Annotated in this window: 24 protein-coding genes; 10 read left to right on the forward strand and 14 right to left on the reverse strand. The window is 70.4% G+C overall.

Annotated features, from left to right (window positions below; all coding sequences use genetic code 11):
- Positions 1 to 47: 47 nt before the first annotated feature.
- Complete coding sequence (locus DK368_RS13820) at positions 48 to 3,287, reverse strand: AsmA family protein (RefSeq protein ID WP_114394542.1); 3,240 nt, start codon at positions 3,285 to 3,287, stop codon at positions 48 to 50.
- Positions 3,288 to 3,510: 223 nt separating this feature from the next.
- Between DK368_RS13820 and DK368_RS13825 the strand changes: the two genes are divergently transcribed.
- From DK368_RS13825 to DK368_RS13835, 3 genes are all read left to right on the forward strand, one after another.
- Positions 3,511 to 3,684 carry a DUF4169 family protein gene (locus DK368_RS13825; protein WP_114394543.1) on the forward strand — a complete coding sequence of 58 codons (174 nt, stop codon included), beginning with the start codon at positions 3,511 to 3,513 and terminating at the stop codon, positions 3,682 to 3,684.
- A gap of 166 nt (positions 3,685 to 3,850) precedes the next feature.
- Positions 3,851 to 4,156 (forward strand): type II toxin-antitoxin system MqsR family toxin, encoded by a 306-nt coding sequence (locus tag DK368_RS13830; RefSeq protein ID WP_114394544.1) that lies wholly within the window; start codon positions 3,851 to 3,853, stop codon positions 4,154 to 4,156.
- A 1-nt stretch (position 4,157) separates the two neighbouring features.
- A complete protein-coding gene (locus DK368_RS13835) occupies positions 4,158 to 4,580 on the forward strand; it encodes a type II toxin-antitoxin system MqsA family antitoxin (protein WP_114394545.1) in 423 nt (140 codons plus the stop codon).
- A gap of 212 nt (positions 4,581 to 4,792) precedes the next feature.
- Here DK368_RS13835 and DK368_RS13840 read toward each other — a convergent pair whose 3' ends face one another.
- The 6 genes from DK368_RS13840 to DK368_RS13865 form a co-directional block, all read right to left on the reverse strand.
- Positions 4,793 to 5,224: a DUF6691 family protein gene (locus DK368_RS13840; RefSeq protein ID WP_114394546.1), complete on the reverse strand. Its 432-nt coding sequence runs from the start codon at positions 5,222 to 5,224 to the stop codon at positions 4,793 to 4,795.
- A 1-nt stretch (position 5,225) separates the two neighbouring features.
- Positions 5,226 to 5,648 (reverse strand): YeeE/YedE family protein, encoded by a 423-nt coding sequence (locus DK368_RS13845; RefSeq protein WP_114394547.1) that lies wholly within the window; start codon positions 5,646 to 5,648, stop codon positions 5,226 to 5,228.
- A complete protein-coding gene (locus DK368_RS13850) occupies positions 5,645 to 5,974 on the reverse strand; it encodes an ArsR/SmtB family transcription factor (RefSeq protein WP_205028227.1) in 330 nt (109 codons plus the stop codon). The genes DK368_RS13845 and DK368_RS13850 overlap by 4 nt, the downstream gene beginning before the upstream one ends.
- 78 nt (positions 5,975 to 6,052) lie before the next feature.
- Positions 6,053 to 7,147, reverse strand: a complete 1,095-nt coding sequence (locus tag DK368_RS13855) for a 5-(carboxyamino)imidazole ribonucleotide synthase (protein WP_114394549.1) — start codon at positions 7,145 to 7,147, stop codon at positions 6,053 to 6,055.
- A 10-nt stretch (positions 7,148 to 7,157) separates the two neighbouring features.
- Entirely contained in the window at positions 7,158 to 7,625 is a 468-nt protein-coding gene (gene purE, locus DK368_RS13860) for a 5-(carboxyamino)imidazole ribonucleotide mutase (protein ID WP_114394620.1), read from the reverse strand.
- Positions 7,626 to 7,927: 302 nt separating this feature from the next.
- Entirely contained in the window at positions 7,928 to 8,128 is a 201-nt protein-coding gene (locus DK368_RS13865; RefSeq protein WP_114394550.1) for a YdcH family protein, read from the reverse strand.
- A gap of 215 nt (positions 8,129 to 8,343) precedes the next feature.
- Here DK368_RS13865 and DK368_RS13870 point away from each other — a divergent pair, with 215 nt between their 5' ends.
- The 4 genes from DK368_RS13870 (at position 8,344) to DK368_RS13885 (ending at position 14,348) form a co-directional block, all read left to right on the forward strand.
- The gene (locus DK368_RS13870) at positions 8,344 to 9,432 is read left to right on the forward strand and encodes an ATP-dependent 6-phosphofructokinase (RefSeq protein ID WP_114394551.1); all 1,089 of its coding nucleotides are present in this window, start codon (positions 8,344 to 8,346) and stop codon (positions 9,430 to 9,432) included.
- 22 nt (positions 9,433 to 9,454) lie between these two features.
- Positions 9,455 to 9,946 (forward strand): TIGR02444 family protein, encoded by a 492-nt coding sequence (locus tag DK368_RS13875; RefSeq protein ID WP_240002494.1) that lies wholly within the window; start codon positions 9,455 to 9,457, stop codon positions 9,944 to 9,946.
- Between the two features lie 183 nt (positions 9,947 to 10,129).
- On the forward strand, positions 10,130 to 12,205 hold the full coding sequence (locus tag DK368_RS13880; RefSeq protein WP_114394553.1) for a M13 family metallopeptidase: 2,076 nt from the start codon (positions 10,130 to 10,132) through the stop codon (positions 12,203 to 12,205).
- Between the two features lie 85 nt (positions 12,206 to 12,290).
- Complete coding sequence (locus tag DK368_RS13885; protein ID WP_114394554.1) at positions 12,291 to 14,348, forward strand: M13 family metallopeptidase; 2,058 nt, start codon at positions 12,291 to 12,293, stop codon at positions 14,346 to 14,348.
- Between the two features lie 139 nt (positions 14,349 to 14,487).
- Here DK368_RS13885 and DK368_RS13890 read toward each other — a convergent pair whose 3' ends face one another.
- Positions 14,488 to 14,826, reverse strand: coding sequence for a hypothetical protein (locus tag DK368_RS13890; protein ID WP_205028229.1), 339 nt, complete (start codon positions 14,824 to 14,826; stop codon positions 14,488 to 14,490).
- 204 nt (positions 14,827 to 15,030) lie between these two features.
- Positions 15,031 to 15,645 carry a UbiX family flavin prenyltransferase gene (locus DK368_RS13895; RefSeq protein ID WP_114394622.1) on the reverse strand — a complete coding sequence of 205 codons (615 nt, stop codon included), beginning with the start codon at positions 15,643 to 15,645 and terminating at the stop codon, positions 15,031 to 15,033.
- A gap of 458 nt (positions 15,646 to 16,103) precedes the next feature.
- Here DK368_RS13895 and DK368_RS13900 point away from each other — a divergent pair, with 458 nt between their 5' ends.
- Positions 16,104 to 16,268: a YdcH family protein gene (locus tag DK368_RS13900; RefSeq protein WP_114394555.1), complete on the forward strand. Its 165-nt coding sequence runs from the start codon at positions 16,104 to 16,106 to the stop codon at positions 16,266 to 16,268.
- Between the two features lie 331 nt (positions 16,269 to 16,599).
- Here the strand turns inward: DK368_RS13900 and DK368_RS13905 are convergent, their stop codons facing one another.
- Both DK368_RS13905 and DK368_RS13910 read right to left on the reverse strand, forming a co-directional pair.
- Entirely contained in the window at positions 16,600 to 17,217 is a 618-nt protein-coding gene (locus DK368_RS13905) for a DUF1013 domain-containing protein (RefSeq protein WP_114394556.1), read from the reverse strand.
- 195 nt (positions 17,218 to 17,412) lie between these two features.
- Positions 17,413 to 18,408, reverse strand: a complete 996-nt coding sequence (locus tag DK368_RS13910) for an NAD(P)H-quinone oxidoreductase (RefSeq protein ID WP_114394557.1) — start codon at positions 18,406 to 18,408, stop codon at positions 17,413 to 17,415.
- Between the two features lie 101 nt (positions 18,409 to 18,509).
- On the opposite strand from DK368_RS13910, the gene DK368_RS13915 reads away from it, so the two are divergent.
- Positions 18,510 to 18,698: a DUF1192 domain-containing protein gene (locus tag DK368_RS13915; RefSeq protein WP_114394558.1), complete on the forward strand. Its 189-nt coding sequence runs from the start codon at positions 18,510 to 18,512 to the stop codon at positions 18,696 to 18,698.
- 33 nt (positions 18,699 to 18,731) lie between these two features.
- On the opposite strand, the gene DK368_RS13920 is transcribed toward DK368_RS13915, so the two are convergent.
- A complete protein-coding gene (locus DK368_RS13920; RefSeq protein ID WP_114394559.1) occupies positions 18,732 to 18,956 on the reverse strand; it encodes a ribbon-helix-helix domain-containing protein in 225 nt (74 codons plus the stop codon).
- A 248-nt stretch (positions 18,957 to 19,204) separates the two neighbouring features.
- Here DK368_RS13920 and DK368_RS13925 point away from each other — a divergent pair, with 248 nt between their 5' ends.
- Positions 19,205 to 19,684 (forward strand): hypothetical protein, encoded by a 480-nt coding sequence (locus DK368_RS13925; RefSeq protein WP_114394560.1) that lies wholly within the window; start codon positions 19,205 to 19,207, stop codon positions 19,682 to 19,684.
- A 33-nt stretch (positions 19,685 to 19,717) separates the two neighbouring features.
- On the opposite strand, the gene DK368_RS13930 is transcribed toward DK368_RS13925, so the two are convergent.
- Both DK368_RS13930 and bioB read right to left on the reverse strand, forming a co-directional pair.
- Positions 19,718 to 21,994 (reverse strand): TonB-dependent receptor, encoded by a 2,277-nt coding sequence (locus DK368_RS13930; RefSeq protein ID WP_114394561.1) that lies wholly within the window; start codon positions 21,992 to 21,994, stop codon positions 19,718 to 19,720.
- 242 nt (positions 21,995 to 22,236) lie between these two features.
- A complete protein-coding gene (gene bioB / locus DK368_RS13935; RefSeq protein ID WP_420818902.1) occupies positions 22,237 to 23,235 on the reverse strand; it encodes a biotin synthase BioB in 999 nt (332 codons plus the stop codon).
- Between the last annotated feature and the right edge of the window lie 283 nt (positions 23,236 to 23,518).

The raw sequence follows: 23,518 nt of genomic DNA on the forward strand, positions 1-23,518 counted from the left end.
CGCCACGGACCGCGATAGCGGCACAGGAACCGGATTCAACCGGCGGGCTAATCCTTCAGCCGATCCAGGATGTCCTGCACCGACGGCTGCTTCTTCGGGACGTCCTGTCTGGCGGGCGGCCTGGGGGCCGCCGGTCTGGATGCCGTGGGCTTGGCGGGGGGCGGCGTGTCCGCGCCGGCCGGCTGGCGCGGCGGCTGGGCCGATACCGGCGTGGCCGCCGCGTGCCGGCCGACCCAGGCGGACAGGTCGGCCGACTGCACCTGCCGCTGCATCTCCCGCGCCGGCTCCGCCAGCGGGCCGGACAGGGTCAGGCCGAAGGCCGGCACCCCCGCCGGCTCGGCCAGCTGCACATCGGCATGGGCCTGCAGCACACGGCCGTCCAGGCGCAGGCTGCCCTCGGCCCGGATGGTCCCGGCCGGCCCCGCCAGCCGCAGATCCCGGCTGCTGGCCACGCCCTGGTCCAGGCTGAAGCGCGCCTGTCCCTGGGCGATCGGGGTCGCCCCCTGGCGCACGGCCCGGCCCAGCAGCGGCCCCAGCGCGTCGGCGCCGGTCAGGGCCGGCAGCTGGAAGGCCAGGGCCGGCAGGTCCAGGCCGGACAGCACCCCCTCACGCCAGGCCAGCGTGCCGCTGCCCGTCAGCGCCCGGACCAGGGCCGCAGGGCTGCCCCCCTCGCCCCGTCCTTCCAGCGTCAGGTCGATGCGGCCATTGACGGGCAGCAGGCCGGCACCGGCCAGCGGCGGCAGCACGGCGTCCTGCACGGCCAGTGTCCCCTCCCCGGCCAGCGGCGGCGGCGCGCCGTCCGCCACGGCCGGCTGCGACAGGCGGGCCTCGCCGCTCACCCCGCCCTCGTTCCAGCGGCCGGCCAGATCGGTGATGCCGATGGTGCCATCGGCCGCCGTCAGCCGCAGCCGCGCCGTCTCCAGCCGCTGCCCGGCCAGCACCAGCCCGTCCGCTGCCAGCGCCAGATCGGCGTGCAGCCGCCGGGTCCAGCCCAGATCCCACGGCGCGCCGGTGCGGGTCAGGGCCGGCATCAGCCGGTCCAGGTCCAGTGCCCCGGCCTGGAGCGTGCCGGTCAGCACCGGCGCGTCCGGCCGGCGGTCCAGCGCCAGATGGCCGCTGACCGGCGTATCGAAGGCGCGGCCCTGGATCTCGGACAGGGCCGGCTGCGCCAGCGGGCCGCTCAGCACGGCATAGAGATCGAGGGCGCCCCCCGGCCCCGCCGCCGGGCTCCAGCCCGGCAGCCACAGCCGCAGCAGGTCGGCCGTGTCCGGCAGGGTCGTGCGCAGCTTGAGGTCCAGGGTCGGGGCCTCGCCCCAGGGATCGCCGATGCCGCCGCCCAGCTGCGCCGTGCCGCCCAGCAGCCCCGCCTCCGCCGCCAGATCCAGCCGCCCGGCATCGCCGCCGAGACGGCCGGTCAGGCGCACGGCCCCCAGCCGGTCCGGCGCCACCGGCAGCGTCAGATCCAGGGCGCGGGCCAGGGTCGCCAGCGTCGGCGCCTCGGCCTCCAGGCCAAGCTCGGTCGGCCCCAGCGGGTCCAGCCCGCCGATGCGCCCGGACAGGCGCGCCGTGACGCCGGCGGCATTGTCCACCGCCGCCTTGCGCAGGGTCAGCGCCCCCTGCTCCAGCGTCCCGTCGAGGATCAGCCCGTCCATCTGCACCCCGCCCAGGGTCAGCTGGCCGATGCGGGCCTCCAGGGTCAGATCCAGCTGCCGCCACCAGTCGCGCCAGGGCCAGGGCGCCGCCCCCGGCGCCCGGTAGGCGTCCAGCAGCAGCCGGTCGGCCAGCAGCGTGGCCCGCGCCGACGGGCGCCCGCCCTCCGGCCGCTCCAGCGACAGGGTGCCGGACCAGCCGGTGGTGTCCAGGCTGCCGCTGGCGTCCAGCAGGCTGAGGGCGCGCGGCGTGCCGGCCAGACGGGCCGTCAGCCTGGCGTTGCGCAGCCGCTCGGCCGGCACGTCGCCGACATCAAGGCCGAGCCAGCCCAGGGTCTGGCGCAGATCGGCCGTCTCCAGCGTCAGGGCGGCATCGGAGAAGGCCGGCGCGGATCGCCCCTCTACCGGCAGCGTCACCACGCCCGACATGGTCAGCGCCGTGCCGCCGGGCAGGGTGGCGGCCAGAGTATCCAGGGTCAGCCGGTCCTCGACCAGACCGCCCAGCAGCCGCAGGTCGCGCACCTGTCCGCCGCGCCAGCCGGCGGTGTCGGCCAGCAGATCCAGCGCCAGCGGCGCCGGGACCCACGGACCGGAGGCCGGGGCCAGTCCGGCCAGCGCATCGAGATCCAGGCTGGCGAAGGACAGGACCAGACTGCCGCCCTCCACTCCGGCCCGCAGCGGAATGTCGGCGCTGCCGGTGGCGCGGCTGCCGCCCAGGGTCAGCTCGATCCCGTCCAGGCTCAGCAGACGCCGGTCGGCCGTGAGGCCGCTGCGCCAGCCCAGCGGCTGGTCCAGCCCGGCGGGCAGCGCCGCCGCCCCCTCCTCGCCCAGGCCCAGCAGCGTGCGCCCGGCCCGCAGCAGCGGCAGGGCGCCGGTCCCCTCGGCCTCCAGCGTGCCGTCCAGCCGCAGCGGGGCCGCCACACTGCCCAGACCGGCGAAGCGCAGCGTGGCCGTCGCCTCCGTGGCCGCCGTGCCGTCGGGACCGGGCGAGCCGCCCCCCGTGGCCGTCAGGGCCAGCCGCAGCGGGCGCAGGCTGCGTCCGGGGCTGGCCGGTCCCAGCGCCGCCTCCAGCCGCAGGGCCTGACCCCCGGCCCGGGCGCTCACCTCCAGGGCCAGATCCCCGGCGCCGCCCTCCAGCCCGGCCTCCACCTGCTCCAGCAGCAGGTCGCGCCCGGCCACCCGGTCCTCGATCTCCACGGTCGAGTCGCGCAGATCCAGCCGCTCGACCGCGATGCCGGCCGCATCCTGGGCCTCGGGGTCCACCGGCAGCACCCAGGTGCCGTCGGCCAGCCGCAGGGCGTGCATATGCGCCCCGGCCAGGGCCAGCCGCTCCACCTGCACCGTTCCCGTCAGCAGCGGCCGCAGCCGCACCCGCAGATCGGCCCGGTCGATCTCGGCCAGGGCCGGCCGGTTGCTGTCACGCTCGAACAGGGCCAGCGTGCCGGCCGACAGTGTCGGCGTCGGCAGCAGCGCCAGCCGGATGTCGCCGCCGATCTCCACCCGCCGGCCGGTGGCGCGTTCCAGCAGGGCCGCGATCTCGCCGCGATAGGCGCTCCAGTCGATCAGGCCGGGCAGCACCAGGACCGCCCCGCCCGCCAGCGCCAGCAGCCCGGCGATCCCGATCAGCAGCTTTTTCACGCGCTCTTACCCCGTGCCGACGATGATGGCCCTGCGCCCGCGGCCCGGCCTGTGCCACAGTGATGGGGCCGGCCGGGCGCAGCCGGAGCGGTTAAGCTAGTGGTCCCGGGCCGCGGGCGCAAACCCGCCCTGACCGCAGGCCGGCGATTGGCGGCCCGGATTGGCCGGCCCGGGGTCGGCGGTGCGGCACCGGACTGTGGATGGACCCAGCATCGGGGATGAAATGGGCGAGATCGTGAACCTCAACCGCGCCCGCAAGGCGCAGCAGCGTCAGGCGCGGGAGAAGCAGGCGGCCGAGAACCGGGTGAAGTTCGGCCGCACCAAGGCCGAACGGCAGCAGCAGGAGGCGCAGGAGCAGCAGGCCCGCCAGCGGCTGGACGGGCATCAGCTGGACTAGCTGCGGCCGGAACCGGCCGTGCCGGTGCCACCCCGCCGCTCCTCAGCTCAGCAGGCTGACATAGATATGATTTCGGAAACGGCCGAGCAGAGGGGCACGGATAAGCGTCTCCTACAAGGGTGCAATTTAAGTTGAAGTGTCTCCTTGAAGGTTACATTATAAACCCATGGAAAAGCGCCGCCCCACATACGACCTAGCCCAGATCCAGGCCGTGCTCTGTACGCCGGAAGCCTTGGTAATGACCACCACAGCCGCAATCGATGCCCGTGCTATCGGGTTCGACGCCGCCCAGGTGGTGCAGGTTATCCAGGGCATGGAGCGGCACCAGTTCTACAAGAGCATGACCACCTACGCGAACCACAAGATTTGGCAGGACGTGTATCATGTCGATGTGGGGCACATAGTCCTGTACGTAAAGTTTCAAGCAGATCAAGTGGCAGAATTTCGCGTCATGTCCTTCAAGGAGAAATGAAATGGGAACGAAAAACCTACCTGAGACAATGACGGAAGCAGATGGTCGCGTGCTTCGGCGCGGTGTCCGTCCACAGGTTGTGCATTATCGCGGCATGAGCATGACCGTAAACCTGCCCGGTTATTATCCTGATGATGACTCGGAAGGTGTTCATATCGGCGACGATATGGCGCCACTGGATGATGCGTTGCGGCAGCTCAAAGAGCAGGCGGGCGATTTGCTGGCGCCGGAGCGGATCAAGCGCATTCGCGAGCGGGCCGGGCTCGGGCAGCGCGAAGCGGGCCGGCTGCTGGGGGTGGGGGAAAACACTTTCTACAAGTATGAGCATGGCCAGAGTGAGCCTAGCGGGCCGACCTTGACTCTGCTCAGACTGTTAGACAAACGCCCCGACTTGGTGGACGAACTCCGCCAGTTGGCGGCATAGAAACAGCCCTGCTGGTGCTGGTGGCGCCGGAGGGCGCTTTGGCAGCCGCCAGCACCACCCTGGGCGAGATCCACGCGGACAGGTCGCGGCGGGAGGGGCCTGTGCCGGGCCCCTCCCGTGCCGGCGCCACGGGCGCCGCCCCTCCGCCGGACAAGCCGCATGACGGCCAGTCCCCCGACTCCGGGCGTGACCCGACGGCCTGAGGCGCCGCGTCAGGCCGCGGGCGGCCGGCGCAGATACTCCAGCACGCGGAACAGGGCCATGCCGGCCAGCATGGCCAGCACGAAGGTCAGCACTCCCCGGCCGCCGAAGCCCAGGCTGGCCAGAGCCGGGCCGGGGCAATAGCCGGCCAGCCCCCAGCCGATGCCGAACAGGGCGGCCCCGCCCAGCAGCCGCGCGTCGATATCGCGGCGGGACGGCAGATGGAAGGCGGCATCGAACAGCGGGTGCGGCCGGCGCAGCACCAGCCGGTAGCCCAGCAGCGTCACCGCCAGGGCGCCGCCCATGACGAAGGCCAGGCTGGGGTCCCAGTCCCCGGCGACATCCAGGAACCCCAGCACCTTGGCCGGGTCGATCATGCCGGACAGGGCCAGCCCCGCCCCGAACAGCAGCCCGGCCAGCAAGGACGAGATCAGGCGCGCCATCTCACACCCCGTGACGGACAAGGAACAGGGTCAGCCCCGCCGCCGCCATGAAGGTCAGCGTGGCCGCCAGCGACCGCGGCGACAGCCGCGCCAGGCCGCAGACGCCATGGCCGCTGGTGCAGCCATTGCCCATCAGCGTGCCGAAGCCCACCAGCAGCCCGGCGACGATCAGGCCGGTGGTCCCCACCGCCGGCGGCGGCACCGCCACCCGCCCGGATGCCACCAGCGCCAGCGGCGCCGCCAGCAGACCCAGCAGGAAGGCCAGGCGCCAGCCCCGCTCGCCGCGGGCCGTGCGCGGGTCCAGCGCCCCCGAGGCGATGCCGCTGATGCCGGCGATGCGGCCATGGGCCGCCATCAGCACCACGGCGGCCAGACCGATCAGGGCGCCGCCGCCCAGGGCGGACAGGGGGGTGAAACCGGTCATGGCGTCTCCTCCGGCGCGCAGAACAGCTCGTACATCATGCCGATGAAACGGTGGACCCGGTCGGAGGCCAGCCGGTAGATGATGCTGGTCCCCTCGCGCCGGGTGGCCACCAGCCCCTCGGAGCGCAGCCGGGCCAGATGCTGGGAGGCCACGGTCTGGCTGATGCCGGTGCGGGCCGCCAGCTCGCCCACGGGCAGTTCGCCCTCGCGCAGCAGGCAGAGGAACATCAGCCGGTGCGGGCTGGCCATGGAGCGCAGGAAGGCCGACGCCTCCTCGGCGCGGTCCTGCATGTCCGGCGGCATGGTGGGGGAGCTTTCCGTCTTCATACATGCGAATATGCGCATGTAATGGCCGCCCGTCAAGGCCGGTGCGCGCCGGCCTGTGCGTCAGCGCGCGCCTTCCGCTCAGCCCGGGATCGTCAGCGGCCGGGTGACATGGCCCATCTTGCGGCCGGGGCGGCCCTCGCCCTTGCCATAGAGATGCAGCCGGGCGCCGGGTTCGGCCATCAGTGCCGGCCAGGCCTCCACATCGCTGCCGATGAGGTTGGTCATGGCGCAGGGTTCGGTGATGCCGGTCGGCCCCAGCGGCAGGCCGCAGACGGCGCGCACCAGCTGTTCGAACTGGCTGGTCTCGCAGAAATCGAGGGACCAATGGCCGGAATTGTGAGGCCGCGGCGCCATCTCGTTGACCAGCACGGCCCCGTCGGGGGTGACGAACATCTCCACCGCCAGCAGCCCGACCACGTCCAGCGCCTGGGTCAGGCGCTCGGCCACGCGCCGCGCCTCGGCGGCCACGGCGGCGTCGAGCGTGGCCGGGGCCAGGGTCACGTCCAGGATGCCGGCCTTGTGCCGGTTCTCCACCGGCGGATAGCTGACCATGGCACCGTCGGCCCGGCGGGCCACGATGACCGACACCTCGCAGGCGAAGGTGACGAACCCTTCCAGGATGCCCTCGACCCCGGCCGGGCTGGACCCGCACAGATCGGCCCAGGCCCGCTCCAGGTCGGTGTCCGGCTGGATGCGCACCTGCCCCTTGCCGTCATAGCCCAGGCGGGTGGATTTCAGGATGGCGGGGGTGCCGAGGTCGGCCACGGCCGCCCGCAGATCCGCGGCGCTGCGCACCGGGCGGAAGGGCGCCGTGCGCAGGCCCTGGGCATTGGCGAAACTCTTCTCCCGCAGCCGGTCCTGGGCCACGGCCAGCACGCCGGCGCCGGGATGCACCGGCACCCTTTCCGCCAGGAAGGCCACGGTGTCGGTGGGCACATTCTCCCACTCCAGCGTCACCACATCGACGGCGGCGGCGAAGCGGGCCAGCGCCGTCTGATCGTGCCAGTCGGCGCTGGTGACCGCGGCACAGACCTGGCCGCAGGAACTGTCCCGCCCCTCCGGCGAGAACACATGCAGCCGGTAGCCCAGCCGGGCGGCGGCCAGGGCGGTCATGCGGCCCAGCTGTCCGGCACCCAGCATGCCGATGGTGGACCCGGGAGGCAGGGCGGTCATGGGGGCGTTCCTACTTCGACTCGTCCACGGGGATCTCGGCCACGGCGGCGGTCTGCGCCGTCCGCCAGGCCACCAGCCGCGCATCCAGCGCCGGATCGTTGAGCGCCAGCACGGCGGCGGCCAGCAGGGCGGCGTTGATGGCGCCGGCCTTGCCGATGGCCAGCGTGCCCACCGGCACGCCCCCCGGCATCTGCACGATGGAATGCAGGCTGTCCACGCCGCGCAGGGCGTGGCTTTCCACCGGCACGCCGAACACCGGCAGCGTGGTCATGGCAGCGGCCATGCCCGGCAGATGCGCGGCACCGCCGGCCCCGGCGATGATGACCTTCAGCCCGCGGCCCTTGGCCCCGGTGGCATAGTCGTACAGGCGCTGGGGCGTGCGGTGGGCGGAGACGATGCGGGCCTCGAACGGCACCTGCAGGGCCGCCAGCGTGTCGGCGGCGTGTTTCATGGTGGCCCAGTCGGACTGGCTGCCCATGATGATGCCCACGGGCGGACCCTGGTCTGCGGCGGTCACGGCATGCTCCCCTGGCCCCGTCGGGGCGGCTTGGCGGGCCAGGCGGCCCGGCTGCGGAAAGCGCCGGATTATAGGCGGGGACCGGGATGGCGCAACCGCGGCGATTGCACACCCTCGCCGCGTTTGCGGCACGGCGCCCGGCTCCGGGGCCACAGGCGCTGCGGCCGGGACCGCCGGCTGGTCAGGGCCGGCTGGTCAGGGCCGGCTGGTCAGGGCCGGCTGGTCAGGGCCGGCTGGTCAGGGCCGGCGGCCGGGGAAGGGAATTACGCAATGATGTCCGGCACCATCTCGCTTTCGATGCGGGCGATCATGTCCTTCAGCAGCAGCTTGCGCTTCTTCAGCCGCTGGATCTGCAACTGATCCACGGGGAACTGCCCCTGCAGGCGGGAGATCACATCGTCCAGGTCGCGGTGCTCCAGACGCAGCGCCGCGAGCTTTTCCTTGAGCACCTGTTGATCGGTCATTGGTCCTGTACGCTCTGAACGCCGGCATCAGGGGCGCTTCCATACCATAAATCCAAGCGTCCTTAAAACCACGGCATGCGGCTGCGGCGGGCGGCGCGCCGATTTTTCGGTTGTCCTGCCTGCGGCGGGCGGGCACGTTGAAAGGTAGCATTATTTCTTGCAGACTGCGCGCGCCCGTTACCGGGTAACGCCCCTTGACCAATGGATAGGCTGACATGGCTGGCGAGAAGCGTATCGGAATTCTGACCAGTGGCGGCGACTGCGCCGGTCTCAACGCCGTAATTCGTGCGGCGGTCCACCGGGCCAGCCACTATGGCTGGGAAGTGGTCGGGCTGGAGGATGGAACGGCGGGGCTGCTGCACCGCCCGGTCCGATACCAGACCCTGGATGTGACCAAAGTCGACGGCACGATGATGCGGCAGGGCGGCACCGTCCTGGGCACCACCAACAAGGGCGATCCCTTCGCCTACCCGATGGCCGATGGCACGAAGAAAGATCGTAGCGCTGAGATCATCGGCGGCCTGCGCGAGCTGGGCGTCGACAGCATCATCGGCATCGGCGGCGACGGCAGCATGGCCATCCTGCGCAAGCTGGCGCAGATCGGCGGCATCAATCTGGTGGGCATCCCCAAGACCATCGACAATGACCTGGGCGTGACCGAGACCTCGGTCGGCTTCGACACCGCCGTGGCCGTGGCCACGGAGGCGCTGGACCGCCTGCAGCCGACCGCCGCCAGCCATGACCGCGTCATGGTGCTGGAGGTGATGGGCCGTGACGCCGGCCACATCGCCCTGTCCGCCGGCATCGCCGGCGGCGCCGACGTCATCCTGCTGCCGGAGATCTCCTGGTCGGTGGACGGCATCGCCGAGAAGATCCGCAAGGTCCAGCAGACCGGCCGCAACTTCGCCCTGGTCGTGGTCTCCGAAGCGGTGAAGACCGCCGAGGGCACCATCCCGCAGAAGGAATTCTCGGACGGCCAGAAGCGCCATGGCGGCATCGGCAACTATATCGGCCACCTGATCGCCGACGCGACCGGGGCCGAGACCCGCGTCACCGTGCTCGGCCATGTGCAGCGCGGCTGCCCGCCCAGCTACCGTGACCGGCTGCTGGCCTCGGCCTTCGGCGTCAAGGCCGTGGATTTGCTGGCCGAAGGCAAGTCTGACCGGCTGCTGGCCTGGTCGAACCGCCAGATCATCGACATTCCCATCGAGGATGCCATCGCCAACTACGCCGCCGTCGATGTCAACGGCACGCTGGTGCAGACCGCCCGCGGTCTGGGCATCTATGTCGGCGATCCGGCCTGATCCGGCGCCTTCTGTGCAGCCAGTGTCCGGGGGGGCCTCCTCCCCGGACCTCTGGTCCTTCTGCCTGTCGGTCTATGCCCGCCCCGGTGTGGCCGATGCCTGCCTGACCGCCCAGGACACCCACGGCCAGGATGTCCCCCTCCTGCTCTGGGCCATCTGGCTGGGCCGGGTCCATGGTCACCGCCTGACCCGGACCGACCTGGACCAGGCCCGCGCCGCCATTGCCGGATGGCGCGACAGCGTGGTTCTGCCCCTGCGCACCCTGCGCCGGCGGCTGAAGACCGGCCCCTCCCCCGCGCCGAGTCCCGCGACCGAGGCCCTGCGCGACCGCATCAAGGCCGCCGAACTGGAGGCCGAACGGGTGCAGCTGGTGCTGCTGCTGGCGGACCTGCCCGCGGCACGTCGCCCCACCACCCCGCCCGATGTGGCCATGGATGCCAACCTGCGGCTGCTGCTGCCGGACGCCCCCTCTGTTACAAGCGGTTTACAATCCGCAGTTCGGGCCTGTGATTAAGGCCGTGCTAGGGTTCCCGCGGATCACCCCGGGCAGGTTTGTCCAGGTCGGGCCGGACAGGTTCCGGCCTTGGCAAACCTGCTGATGTCCATGGTTGTGCGGGAGGTCCGGGGCCGTCCCTGGGGTGGGCGGCGTCCGGACCTTCCGTTTCGGGATTACGCAAGAAACGCGGGAGACACGAATATGAAAGGCCTCAAGGCCTCCACCTGCCTTGGCGTGCTCGGCCTGGCCCTGACCCTGGCCGGCGCCGCTGCCGCCGCGCCGACCCAGGTCGCCCAGACGTCCGCCATGCCGAAAGTCGCTGCCCCGGCCAAGGGCGCCCCGGCCGTGGGCGCGCCGGCGGTCGATCCGAACGTCAGCCCGTGCGACGACTTCTTCCTGCATGCCTGCGGCCCCTGGCTGCAGCAGAACCCCATCCCGGACGACGAGTCCCGCTGGGGCAACTTCCAGATGCTGGAGCAGCGCAACAAGGACATCCTGCACGACATTCTGGACAAGGCGGTGGCCAGCCCGAAGCCGGAGACCCAGAAGATCGCCGACTTCTATGCCGCCTGCATGGATGAGAAGGCGGTGGAGGCCAAGGGCATCGCGCCGCTGAAGCCGACGCTGGACCGCATCGCCGCGCTGAACGACAAGACGGCGCTGGCCCCGCTGGTGGCCGGGCTGCACCGCATGGGCGTCAATGCCCTGTTCGGCTTCGGCCGCATGCAGAGCTTCCAGGACGCCACCGATACCATCGCCGTGGCCGACCAGGGCGGCCTGGGCCTGCCCGACCGCGACTTCTATTTCAAGGATGACGAGAAGTCGAAGGACCAGCGAGCCAAGTATGTGGCCCATATCGCCCGCATGTTCGCGCTGGCCGGCGACACGGTCGATGCCGCCAAGGCCAAGGCCGACACGGTGATGGCGCTGGAGACGAAGCTGGCCGGCATCTCCATGACCCGCACCGAACGGCGCGACCCGCTGAAGCGCAACAACCCCTCCAGCTTCGCCGACTTCGCCAAGCTGGCGCCGGGGCTGGACTGGGCCGCCTATGTCAAGGATGTGGGCGCCCCCGCCTTCGAGCGCATGAACGTCAACAACCCCGCCTTCTTCACGGGGCTGGAGACGGTCCTGGCCGGCGCCTCGCTGGACGATCTCAAGGTCTATCTCTCCTGGCACGCCCTGCGTTCCGCCGCCCCCTGGCTGTCCGACGCCTTCGTGCAGGAGAATTTCGCCTTCTACGGCAAGACCCTGTCCGGCGCCAAGGAGCTGCGCCCGCGCTGGAAGCGCTGTGTCGAGGCCACGGACCGCGCCCTGGGCGAGGATCTCGGCAAATACTATGTCGAGGCCGCCTTCGGGCCGGAGCACAAGCAGCGCATGCTGACCATGGTCGGCGACATCCTGTCGGCCTTCAACGACCAGATCGGCAAGCTGGACTGGATGAGCAAGGAGACCCAGGCCAAGGCCCGGGCCAAGCTCACGGCTATCTCCAACAAGATCGGCTATCCCGACGCGTGGAAGGATTATTCCACCCTGACGGTGACGCGCGACGACCTGCTGGGCAACGCCACCCGCGCCGCCGAGTTCGACCACCTCGACGATCTCAGCCGGATCGGCAAGAAGGTGGACCGCAAGGAATGGGGCATGACCCCGCCGACGGTGAACGCCTATTACTCGCCGGCCCTGAACAGCATCAACTTCCCGGCCGGCATCCTGCAGCCGCCCTTCTTCGACTTCCAGGCCGACGACGCCTTCAACTATGGCGGCATCGGCGCGGTCATCGGCCATGAGATCACCCACGGCTTCGACGATCAGGGCCGCAAGTTCGATGGCCAGGGCAATCTCAAGGACTGGTGGACCGAAGCCGACGGCAAGGGCTTCGAGCAGCGGGCCCAGTGCCTGGTCGACCAGTATGGCGGCTATGTCGCCGACGGCGACGTCAAGCTCAACGGCAAGCTGACCCTGGGCGAGAACACCGCCGACAATGGCGGCATCCGCATCGCCCTGGCCGCCCTGCGCAAGCATCTGGGCGCCAAGAAGATGTCGGAGAAGATCGGCGGCCTCACGGCCGAACAGCGCTTCTTCTACGGCTATGCCAACATCTGGTGCTCGGCCCTGCGGCCGGAAGCGGCACGCCTGCGCGCCCTGACCGATCCGCACAGCCTGGGCCGCTACCGCGTCAACGGCGTGGTCAGCAACATGCCGGAGTTCGCCAAGGCCTTCAATTGCAAGCCCGGCCAGGCCATGGTCCGGCAGCAGCAGTGCAAGGTCTGGTAAAACGGTACACTGGCGGGGGGTCCAAGCGGCCTCCCGCCCTTTCATTCCCCTATCCCGCACCCCCTTTGTCCTGTGAGGGTTGTTTATGATCCAGAGTCTCCGTGCCGCCGGTGTCGCGGCGTTCACGCTGGCGCTGCTGACGGGCAGCGCGCTGGCGGCCGACACCACCCAGGTGGCCCAGACGGCCGCCACGCCGAAGGTCAAGGCCCCGGCCGCCGCCCCGGCGGTCGATCCCGCTGTCAGCCCGTGCGAGGATTTCTTCCTCCATGCCTGCGGCCCGTGGATCAAGGAGAACCCGATTCCCGCCGACCGCTCGCGCAACGGCACCTTCGACCAGCTGGAAGAGAACAATAAGAAGATCCTGCACGAGATCCTGGACAAGGCTGCCGCCAGCCCGACCCCGGCCACGCGCCGGATCGGCGACTTCTACGCCGCCTGCATGGATGAGAAGGGGATCGAGGCCGCGGGTCTGGCCCCGCTGAAGCCGGTGCTGTCCCGCATCAATGCGGTGAAGGACAAGAAGGACCTGGGCAAGACCGTGGCCGACCTGCATCTGGCCGGAGTCAATGTCCTGTTCGGCTTCGGCCCGCAGCAGAGCTTCAGCAGCGCCGAGGACACCATCGCGGCCTTCGACCAGGGCGGCATGGGCCTGCCCGACCGCGACATGTACCTGAAGGACGACGAGCGCTCGAAGTCCACGCGGGACGCCTATGTCAAGCATGTGGCCCGCATGTTCGCGCTGGCCGGCGACAAGGCCGATGCCGCCAAGGCCAAGGCCGATGCCGTCATGGCCTTCGAGACGGCGCTGGCCAAAGGCGCGCTGGGCCGCGTCGAGCGCCGCGACCCGTCGAAGCTGAACAATCCCGGCACCATCGATGGCTTCATCAAGGACCATCCGGTCCTGGATCTGGCCGGCTATGTCAAGACCGTCGGCGCGCCGGCCACGGGCACGCTGAACGTCAACGATCCCGGCTTCTTCACCAGCCTGGACGCGGTGCTGCAGCAGACCGACCTCGCCACGCTGAAGACCTACTTCACCTGGCAGGCCCTGCGCGCCGCGGCCCCCTGGCTGCCCGACGCCTTCGTGCAGGAGAATTTCAGCTTCTACGGCAAGACCCTGTCCGGCGCCAAGGAACTGCGTCCGCGCTGGAAGCGCTGCGTCGATGCCACCGACAGCGCCCTGGGCGAGGATCTCGGCAAGCACTATGCCGAGGTGGCCTTCGGCCCCGAGCACAAGCAGCGCATGATGGCCATGCTGGACGATCTGGATGCGGCCTATGCCGAGGACATCCAGAAGCTCGACTGGATGAGCCCGGAAACCAAGGCCAAGGCGCTGGAAAAGCTGAAGGCCATGGCGCGCAAGGTCGGCTATCCCGAGACCTGGCGCGACTACAGCGCGCTGGAGGTGAAGCGCGGCGACATGCTGGGCAACGCCGTGCGCTCGGCCGGCTTCGAGTACAGCTACCAGGTCGGCAAGATCGGCAAGAAGGTGGACCCGGACGAGTGGTTCATGACCCCGCCCACGGTCAACGCCTATTACGATCCCAGCCAGAACAACATCAACTTCCCGGCCGGCATCCTGCAGCCGCCCTTCTTCGACTTCAAAGCCGACGACGCCACCAATTACGGCGCCATCGGCGCGGTCATCGGCCATGAGATGACCCATGGCTTCGACGATGAGGGCCGCAACTTCGATGCCAAGGGCAATCTGAAGAACTGGTGGACCGAGGCCGATGCCAAGCGCTTCGAGGAGCGGGCCCAGTGCCTGGTCGACCAGTACGGCAACTATGTCGCCGATGGCGAGGTCAAGCTCAACGGCAAGCTGACCCTGGGCGAGAACACCGCCGACAATGGCGGCGTCAGTCTGGCACTGGCCGCCCTGCGCAAGCGTCTGGGCGACACGGCCATGGACAAGGCGCAGGATGGGCTGACCCCGACCCAGCGCTTCTTCTACGGCTATGCGAATGTCTGGTGCTCGTCGATCCGGCCGGAAGCGGCGCGTCTGCGCGCCCTGACCGACCCGCACAGCCTGGGCCGCTACCGCGTCAACGGCGTGCTGTCGAACATGCCGGAGTTCGCCAAGGCCTTCAACTGCAAGCCCGGCCAGGCCATGGTCAAGGAAACGCAGTGCAAGGTGTGGTGATGCGGATGGCGGGTCGCCTGGCAGGCTGACCCGCCATGTTCCGACGGGCGGGAGTTCCCGCAATCGGCCAGGGCCGCTCCCCCGGGGGAGCGGCCCTTTCCAGTCCGGTCATGTCAGCGGCCCGGATCGGCCGGCCGGATCAGCGGCCCCGCTCGCGGCTTTCCTCGGCGCGCTCGGCCGCGGCCTCGGCATCGGCGGCGGCTTCGGCCGCCTCCTCCTGGGCGTCCGCCGCCGCATCGGCCGCCCCCTCCTTGCTGTGGTCCCAGCCATTCTCCGCGGCGTTGCCGGTCCGCTCGGCGCTGTCCTCCAGCTTCTCGCCGGCGCGCTCCAGCGCCTCGCCGGTGCGCTCGGTGGCATTGTCGATCTTCTCGCCGGCCTGCTCGGCCGGCCCCTGGCTGTCGCAGGCGGCCAGGGCCAGGGGGGCCGCCGCAACCAGGGCCGCCAGGGCGGCGCGTCGGATCGTGGTCTGGATGGTCATGTCAGCTCCGTCGATGGTGGCTCGTCAGGGGGCCGGCCGCATCGGCGGCCCCGACCCCGGCAATGAGCCAGCAACGGAACGGTCCCGGCGCTTGTTCCGCGCCACACTGTGGCGATGTTCAGGCACGCCGCAGCCGCCGGTTGCCGTGCGCGCTCAAGCGGCGGGCCGCAGCCTGGGCGCTGTCAGGCCGGTGTCAGGCCGGTGTCAGGCCGGGTCCGGCGTCCCGGTCCAGCGGCGGACGCGGCCGGTCTCGATACCGAACAGGTCCAGCATGCGGCCCACCGTATGGTCGATCATCTCGTCCAGGTTCTGGGGCTGGGCATAGAAGGCGGGCACCGGCGGATAGACCACCGCCCCCATCTCCGTCACCGCCACCATGGAGCGCAGATGCCCCAGATGCAGCGGCGTCTCCCGCACCATCAGCACCAGCCGCCGCCGCTCCTTCAGCACCACGTCGGCGGCACGGGTCAACAGGCTGCTGGTGACGCCGGTGGCGATCTCCGACAGGCTGCGCATGGAACAGGGGACCACCACCATCCCTAGCGTGTGGAAGCTACCACTGGAAATTGAAGCCCCAATATCTTGTGGGCTGTAGACCACATCTGCCAGTTCGTTGACCTGGGCAACCTTCAGCCGTGTCTCATGCGCAAGGGTCACCTCGGCAGATCTGCTCATTACGAGGTGGGACTCGATGCCGAGCGGGCGTAGAGTTTCCAGAAGGCGGATGCCGTAGATGATGCCGGAGGCACCACTGATCCCCACGATCAGGCGCGGTTTCTTCGGATCAGGTTCTGCCGGGGTCTGGATCGGTCTAGCCATGGAGGTGATGTAGCGCTGCCACGCTGGCCCGTCCACTCCCCGATGAAAGCCGGCCGTGCGGTTCCTGCCCCCAGGCTCCCCGCGGCACCGGTCATCAGGATCGCGCCCCCGGACCATCTCCCATGAAAGGGAGGCTCCGGGGATCAGGGACACAGGACAGGCGGAACGGCACCCAAGCGGGACCTGGCACAGGCGGGCGGGCCGTGCGCCCATGCCGCAGCTGTCATCAGCCCCGTCGGACACCATATACAGTCAAGGTACCCCTGTTCCGCCGCTGTGCAGGCCTCCAGGCCGGCATGACCGGCAGGCAGCGATGCCCGGTGGTATGGACCTGCCGACGGCGCGGCCCCGCCCCTGCGTGCCCCGCAGATGCGACCGGCAGCGGCCATGGGCCGATACCATTCCACCTTGCAGCATCCCGACATCCGCCGTTTTTCTCAACTGAAGGAGGGAATGTCATGCAGTTTCCTGCACGCCTGGAAGCGCTCCGCAGCAAGCACCAATCGCTCGACGCCGCTGTGCAGGCGGAAGCCCGGCGTCCCTGTCCAGACTCGACGATCCTGAAACGGTTGAAACTCGAAAAGCTGCGCGTGAAGGAGGAAATGGACCGGCTGATGCACTGACGCCGGTGCCGGCTGCCGCAGCGGGGCCCCCGGCCACGGGGTCCCGCACGGCAGCACCAGATCAGCGGATACCAGACCGGCGGATACCAGATCGCTAGAAAACGGACCGGTGCCGGACTGGCCGCCAAACCCCGATCGTCGCAGGACGATCACAACAGGACGCGACCACAACAGGACGCGATCAAAAAAGGGCGCGATCACAAAAATCGCGTTCACAGAAGAACGCAACCACCCGAACAGCAACGGCGTGTCCCCCGCGGGACACGCCGTTTTCGTCCTGGCCTTTCGCCCGGACCTTTCGTCCGGGCCGGCCGGAAACGGAGGGCGGGGATTACTCCTCGTCCTCATCCTCCAGCACCGGGGGACGATTGACGTCCGCCGCCTCGATCAGCATGGAAACCGGCTGGGCCACCGCCGGGTCGGCGCCACGGTTCTTGCGGGCCTTCTCCAGGGCCGCCTCCAGCTCGCGCTGGGTGCACAGCCCCAGCAGCACCGGGTTGCGCGGCTTGATGTTGGCCAGGTTCCAGTGGGTCTTGTCGCGCACGGCGGCGATGGTCGGCTTGGTGGTGCCGATCAGCTTGCACAGCTGGGCGTCGGACAGCTCGGGATACTGCTTCAGCAGCCAGGCCACGGCGTCGGGCTTGTCGCCGCGCTTGGTCACCGGGGTGTAGCGCGGTCCCTTGGCGCGGGCCACCGGCTGCGGCAGGTCGTGCTCGCGCAGCGTCAGCTTGACGTTGGGATTCTTGGCGGCCTTCTCGATGTCCGCAAGGGTCAGTTCGCCGCCGGCCACCGGGTCGCGGCCGACCATGCCCACGGCCACCTCGCCATCGGCGATGGCCTGGACTTCCAGCTCATGCATGCCGCAGAAGTCGGCGATCTGCTCGAAGCTCAGACCGGTGTTCTCGACCAGCCAGACGGCAGTCGCCTTCGGCATCAGGGGCAGAGCCATGCTTCCTCCTCAAGGCACCCGGCACGGGGCCGGCATCCATAGCAACAGCACGAAAACGCAATAACCGGCCGTGCGCGCGGGTCGTTGGGCCCCGCACAGCCGACCGGTCGGTGTGACACAGGCCTTCAGCTATACCGTCCCCGGCCGATACAAGTCACGGCTTTTCGCAAGCACGGCCCGCCTTTGCGCCGCCGCTCACAGCGTCAGCACGATCTTGCCCACATGGCTGCTGGACTCCATCAGCGCATGGGCCGCCGCCGCCTGCTCCAGCGGGAAACGGGCATGGATATGCGGCCGCAGCCGGCCCTGTTCGATCAGGGGCCAGACCTCGCGCCGCAGCGCCTCGGCCAGCGCGCCCTTCTGCGCCACGCTGCGGGCGCGCAGGGTGGAGCCGGTCAGCGTCAGCCGTTTCAGCATGACCGGCATCAGGTTCAGCGCCACCTTGGCCCCCTGCAGGAAGGCGATGGAGACATGCCGCCCCTCCACGGCCAGGGCCTCGATGTTGCGGGCGACATAGTCGCCGCCCACCATGTCCAGGATGACATCGACGCCGCGGCCGCCGGTGGCCTGCTTGACCACGGCGACGAAATCCTCGGCGCGGTAGTCGATGGCATGGTCGGCGCCGAAGCGGCGGCAGGCCTCCACCTTCTCCGGCCCGCCGGCCGTGGCGAAGACGGTGGCGCCGCGGGCCTTGGCCAGCTGGATGGCCGTGCTGCCGATGCCGCTGGTGCCGCCATGCACCAGGAACGAGTCGCCGGCACGCAGGCCGCCGCGCTCGACCACATTGGTCCAGACGGTGAAGCAGGTTTCCGGCAGCGCCGCCGCCTCCTCCAGGCTCAGCCCCGCCGGCACCGGCAGGCATTGCGGCGCCGGGGCCGCGGCGTATTCGGCATAGCCGCCGCCGGCCAGCAGGGCGCAGACGGGATCGCCCACGGCCCAGCCCTGCACGCCCGCGCCCAGCGCCGCCACCGTGCCCGCCACCTCCAGCCCCGGCAGGTCGCTGGCGCCGGGCGGCGGCGGATAGGTGCCCTGACGCTGGAACACGTCGGGCCGGTTGACGCCGGCCGCCGCCACCCGGATCAGCAGCTCGCCCGCGCCCGGCTGCGGCAGGGGCCGCCGGACCGGGGTCAGCACCTCCGGCCCGCCGGGGCTGCGGATCTCGACGGCGCGCATGGTCTCCGGCAGTGTCATGGCCTTTGGCTCCCCCTGGGCGGTCCTGTCGGGCGTGGTTGCCCGCCGTCCGGTCCTACCGCACAATGGCGGCCGACGCCAAGCCTGCCCGGAAGGTTCCCATGGCCATCGATCTCGACGAACTGCTGCCGCGCAAGGAAAAGCCGAAGCCGCGCGACCTCTCCCTGCTCTCCATCGGCGAGCTGGAGGAATATATCGCCGCCATGGAGGCGGAGATCCTGCGCGTGCGGGAGACCATCGCCGCCAAGCAGACCAGCCGCGCCAGCGCCGAGGCCTGGTTCAAGCGCTGACAGCGTCCGGACACCAGGGGCGCCCAGCGCCGGTCATACCCCAGGGGCGCCCAGCGCCCCGGCCCGCGCCCGGCCCAGCACCCAGACGCGGATGGCGCTGGACAGGTTGCCGCTGCGCGCCGCGTCGATGCGTTCGACCAGGGCGTTGATGGTGGTGCCCTCGGCCAGCGCCAGCGCCTTCAACGCGTCCCAGAATTCCGGCTCCAGGGTCACGCTGGTGGGGTGGCCGGCGATGAGGACGGACCGTTTCACGGGCATGGGCAGGGATCTCCTGGGCGATGGGTCATCCTTGCCGCCGCCGCTGCCCGCTGGCAAGCCGCAGCACGCCGCTGCCCGGCATGATTTGCCCGGGACCCGGCAGAATATTCCCGGGGCAGCGCCGGTCCCGCCGGCAAAAATACAAGAAGATGCAAGGCCCCGGCCGAAACGCCGGAAATATCCTGTCGCCGTCCGGCACGATGCTTGCTTCACCGGCACCGGGGAGCAACGCAGCATGGTGGGATATCATGGCGATTTCCGGGGTCAATTCCTATGCGAGCTATTGGAGCCGCATGAGCAATGTCGCAGCGGCCGACGCCACGGCGTCCTCGGGCACGGCGTCCACCGCCACAGGCACGGGCACGGCCGCACCGGCGGCCGCTGACGCCGGTGCCACGGCGCAGGATGGCGGGGTGAAGACCACCGATTTCACCCAGATGACGCGCAAGGGGCTGATGGACTGGGTCAACAGCAAGCTGCGCAGCGGCGAGATGAGTTTCGACGCCAGCACGACCTTCGTCAGCATGACCATCAACGGCATGCCCGTCGACAGCCCCACGGCCGGCACCGCGGACACGGCGCCGATGAATTTCATGCAGGCCCTTCAGGACGGCATCGCCGGGGCGCGGCAGAACAACGACCAGGATCTGTTGCAGCGGCTGACCGCCGCCCTCGGCACCATGCAGCGGGACCAGGGGCGGGTGTCCGGCGTCAATCTGCTGGCCTGACCGCCGCCCCTGGCGTTCAGCGGCGGCGCGGGGTCAGAAGCTGGCCCGCGCGCTGACGCTCCAGGTGCGGCCGTCGCCGGGCGTGGCCAGCCAGGCGCGCTGGTATCCGGCCGGGGTCGGCTGGGAGAAGCGCACCGCCACCGGCGGGGTGCGGTCGTCCAGCAGGTTCTTCACCCGCAGCGTCAGGCGCAGGCGGCCCGTGTCGATGCCGGTCCACAGATTGACCGTGTGGATGTCGCCGATCCAGGACAGGTTGCTGTTCTCGGTATATTGCCGGCTCTGCCACAGCCATTCGCCGCCGACGAACCCGTCGAGACCGCTGGCCCCGCCAGGCAGCGGCGCCTGGTATTCGGCGCTGGCGGCCAGCTGGTGCCGGCTCTGGCGCGGCAGCACCTTGCCGTCGATGCGGCCATCGGGGGCGAAGGCCGGGATGTCGCGGTAATCCGGGTCGGCATAATCCACGAAGCGGGCGTCGGTCAGGGTATAGCCCGCCCCCAGCGTCAGCCCGTCCAGCGGCCGGGCCTGGAGGTCCAGTTCCAGCCCCTTGGAGCGGCTGCGGCCGGCATTGTTGGTGTAGAAATTGTTGACGCTGCCGGCGGCGCTGGCCGCCACCACCTGCTGGTTCTTCCACTCCACCCAGAACAGGGTGGCGTTGGCCGTCAGCCGCCCGTCCAGCCAGCTGGTCTTGCTGCCCAGCTCATAGGTCCAGTTGCGTTCCGGGTCGAAGCTGCGCTCATCGTCGAAGATGCTGGCCATCTCGTTGAAGCCGCCGCTCTTGGCGCCCTTGGCCACGCTGGCATAGGCCATGACGCTGTCCAGCGCCTGCCAAGCCAGCGACAGGCGCGGGGTCAGCATGGTCCAGTCGTCGTCCAGCACGATGGGCCGGCCCTGGGCGTTGAGCGCGCTGCTGGCGAAGCTCTTGTCGTCACGCTGCCAGCGCAGATCGGCCGTGGCCGTCAGGTCCAGCGGCAGGCGCAGGCTGGCCGAGCCATAGGCGGCCCAGCTTTCCGTCACCGCGGCGGTGCGGGCGCCGCCGGGCGTGGTCTGCCCCAGATAATAGAGCTGGTTGCGCCGCTCGGTCTCATTGTCGAAGCGGTACCAGCTGGCGCCGGCCAGCCAGGTCAGCGCCTGCCCCCGGTCGGCGGAGGTCAGGCGGATCTCCTGGCTGAAATCCTTGCGCACGGTCTGCTGTCCGGCGCGGGCGATCAGGGCGGCGGAATAATCGTCGTCGCGGTTGAATTCGTTGGTTTCCCAGTTGGCGGCGCTGATGCCGGTCAGCGTCACCGCGTCCAGCTCATAATGGACGGTCAGCGCCGTGCGCCAGGCGTCGCGCGTGAAGCCGGTGGCCTGGGCATTGGCGGCGAAGGGGCCGCTGGACTGCGGGATCTCGCCGCAATACTGGCTGAAGGCGCCGGTGGGCAGCCCGCCCGCCAGCCGCGGCTGGCAGTTGGTGGCGAGGTAATAGCCCTTGGGCTGGCCGTCGCGGTCCTCGGCATAGGAGACGCGCAGCAGCGCCTCCAGCCGGTCGGTGGGGGTGGCGCGCAGGGTCACGGCCCCGGCGCTGGACTTCTCCGAGCCGATCTCCGGATCGGTGCCGGCGGCATTGTCATAGAAGCCGCCGTAATCCTTGACCGACAGGCTGACCCGCGCCGCCAGCTTGCCCGGCACCAGCGGGCCGGAGACGCCGGCCTGCACCTCGCGCAGATCCTTGCTGCCCAGCGTGCCCTCCAGATAGCCCTCCACCGCCTCGCCCGGCTTGCGGGTGATGAGGTTGACGGCGCCGCCGAAGCTGTTGCGGCCGAACAGGGCGTTCTGCGGCCCCTTCAGCACCTCCACCCGCTCCAGATCGTTGAGGAACAGGTTGATGGAGCTGCGGCCGGTGACATAGACGCCGTCCAGGAAGAACCCGACGGAGGGCTCGTCCCCCGTGCCCGGCTGGGTCAGGCCGCGCATGGCCGGGGCCGGGTTGAAGCGGCCGAACGGGTCGCTGACAGCCAGGCCGGGCGCATGGGCCGCCAGGCCGGTGATGCCGTCGATCTGCGCCCGCTCCAGCCGCTGCGCGCCGATGACGCTCAGCGACACCGGCACGCGCTGCGGGTCCTCGGCCCGCTGCCGGGCCGTGACCACCACCTCCTCGATCTGTCCCCCTGGCTGTCCCCCCGGCTGTCCCCCCGGCAGTCCTGCCGGATCGGCGGCAAGGGCAGGCAGGGCCAGGCACAGCGGCAGCGCGGCAGCCCCCAGCCGAAGTCCGGACAGCCGAAGTCCCGACAGGCCAAGACCGGCGCGCGTAAAGGACAGGGTCTTCATCATGGTCCCGCAAGCATTCCACACGGATGAGGGCTGCCCGTTAGCACCGGAGCCGCCCCCTGTCCAGGCAAAGTCCTGCCCGGTCCCACAGCCTATAGTTTCGGCACTCTTGCCGATTAGTTCCGGCCCGCGCGGCCCCAGCGACCGCGGAGAGCACGAAGACCCCGCCCCGGACGCACCCGGACCATTCCCGTCCGTCCGCGCCCGGCGTCCGTCCCGTGTCCCCCGACCCCGGCAAGCCCCGCTCAGGCCCCCATCGGCACCATGCCCAGCGCGTGCAGCAGGGCGATGTCCTTGTCGGCCTCGGGGTTCGGCGTGGTCAGCAGCTTTTCGCCATAGAAGATGCTGTTGGCCCCGGCCAGGAAGCACAGGGCCTGCATCTCCGGCCCCATGGCCTCGCGGCCGGCCGACAGGCGCACCATGCTGGCGGGCATGGTGATGCGGGCCACGGCCACGGTGCGCACGAACTCGAACGGGTCCAGGTCCTTGGCCCCGGCCAGCCGGGTGCCGTCCACGCGCACCAGCAGGTTGACGGGCACGCTCTCCGGGTGCTGCGCCAGGGTGGCCAGGCTGTGGATCAGGCCGACGCGGTCGTCGCGGTCCTCGCCCATGCCGACGATGCCGCCGCAGCAGACATTGATGCCGGCATCGCGCACCGCGGCCAGCGTGTCCAGCCGGTCCTGATAGGTGCGGGTGGTGATGATCTGGCCATAGAATTCGGGCGAGGTGTCGAGATTGTGGTTGTAATAGTCCAGCCCGGCCTGCTTCAGCCGCCCGGCCTGATCCGGGCGCAGCATGCCCAGGGTGACGCAGGTTTCCAGGCCCAGGGCCTTCACCCCCTCGACCATGGCGCAGACCGTCTCCAGATCATGGTCCTTGGGCGAGCGCCAGGCGGCGCCCATGCAGAAGCGGCCGGCGCCGCGCGCCTTGGCCGCCCGCGCCTCGGCCAGCACCGCCTCCACCTGCATCAGGCGCGAGGCCTTCAGCCCGGCCTCGGCGCTTTGCGGGCAATAGCCGCAATCCTCGGGGCAGCCGCCGGTCTTGATCGACAGCAGGGTGGAGATCTGCACCGCCCGCGGATCGAAGAAGGCCCGGTGCAGGCTCTGCGCCCGGAACATCAGCTCCGGGAACGGCAGCGCGAACAGGTCCGCGATCTCCGCCCGCGTCCAGTCATGCCGCACCACGGCGCCCGGCGACACCCCTAGCACGCCCCCCGCCACGGCCCCCGCAGCAGCCCCCGGCACGGCAGCGTCACGAGCGCCAGCGCCGTCGTTGCAGCGGGCATCATCCCCCGCACGGCCAGACCCCGCACCGCCAGCCCCCGCACTGCCGGCGCCGCCGCCGTGACCCTCGCCATGACATCCGCCGTGGCCACCGCCGTGATCATGGCCCGCACCGTGCCCCTCCCCGCAGCGGCCACAACAGCCCCCCGCCTCGCCGGAGGCGCGCACGGAGTCGGCAGAAACAGCATCCAGAGTCGCAGTCATGGGCATCCCACTCGCATCGAATCCAACCCCCGCCGCCTAC

It is taken from the genome of Oleisolibacter albus (genome assembly GCF_003336875.1).
Classification (GTDB): Bacteria; Pseudomonadota; Alphaproteobacteria; order Azospirillales; family Azospirillaceae; genus Niveispirillum; species Niveispirillum album.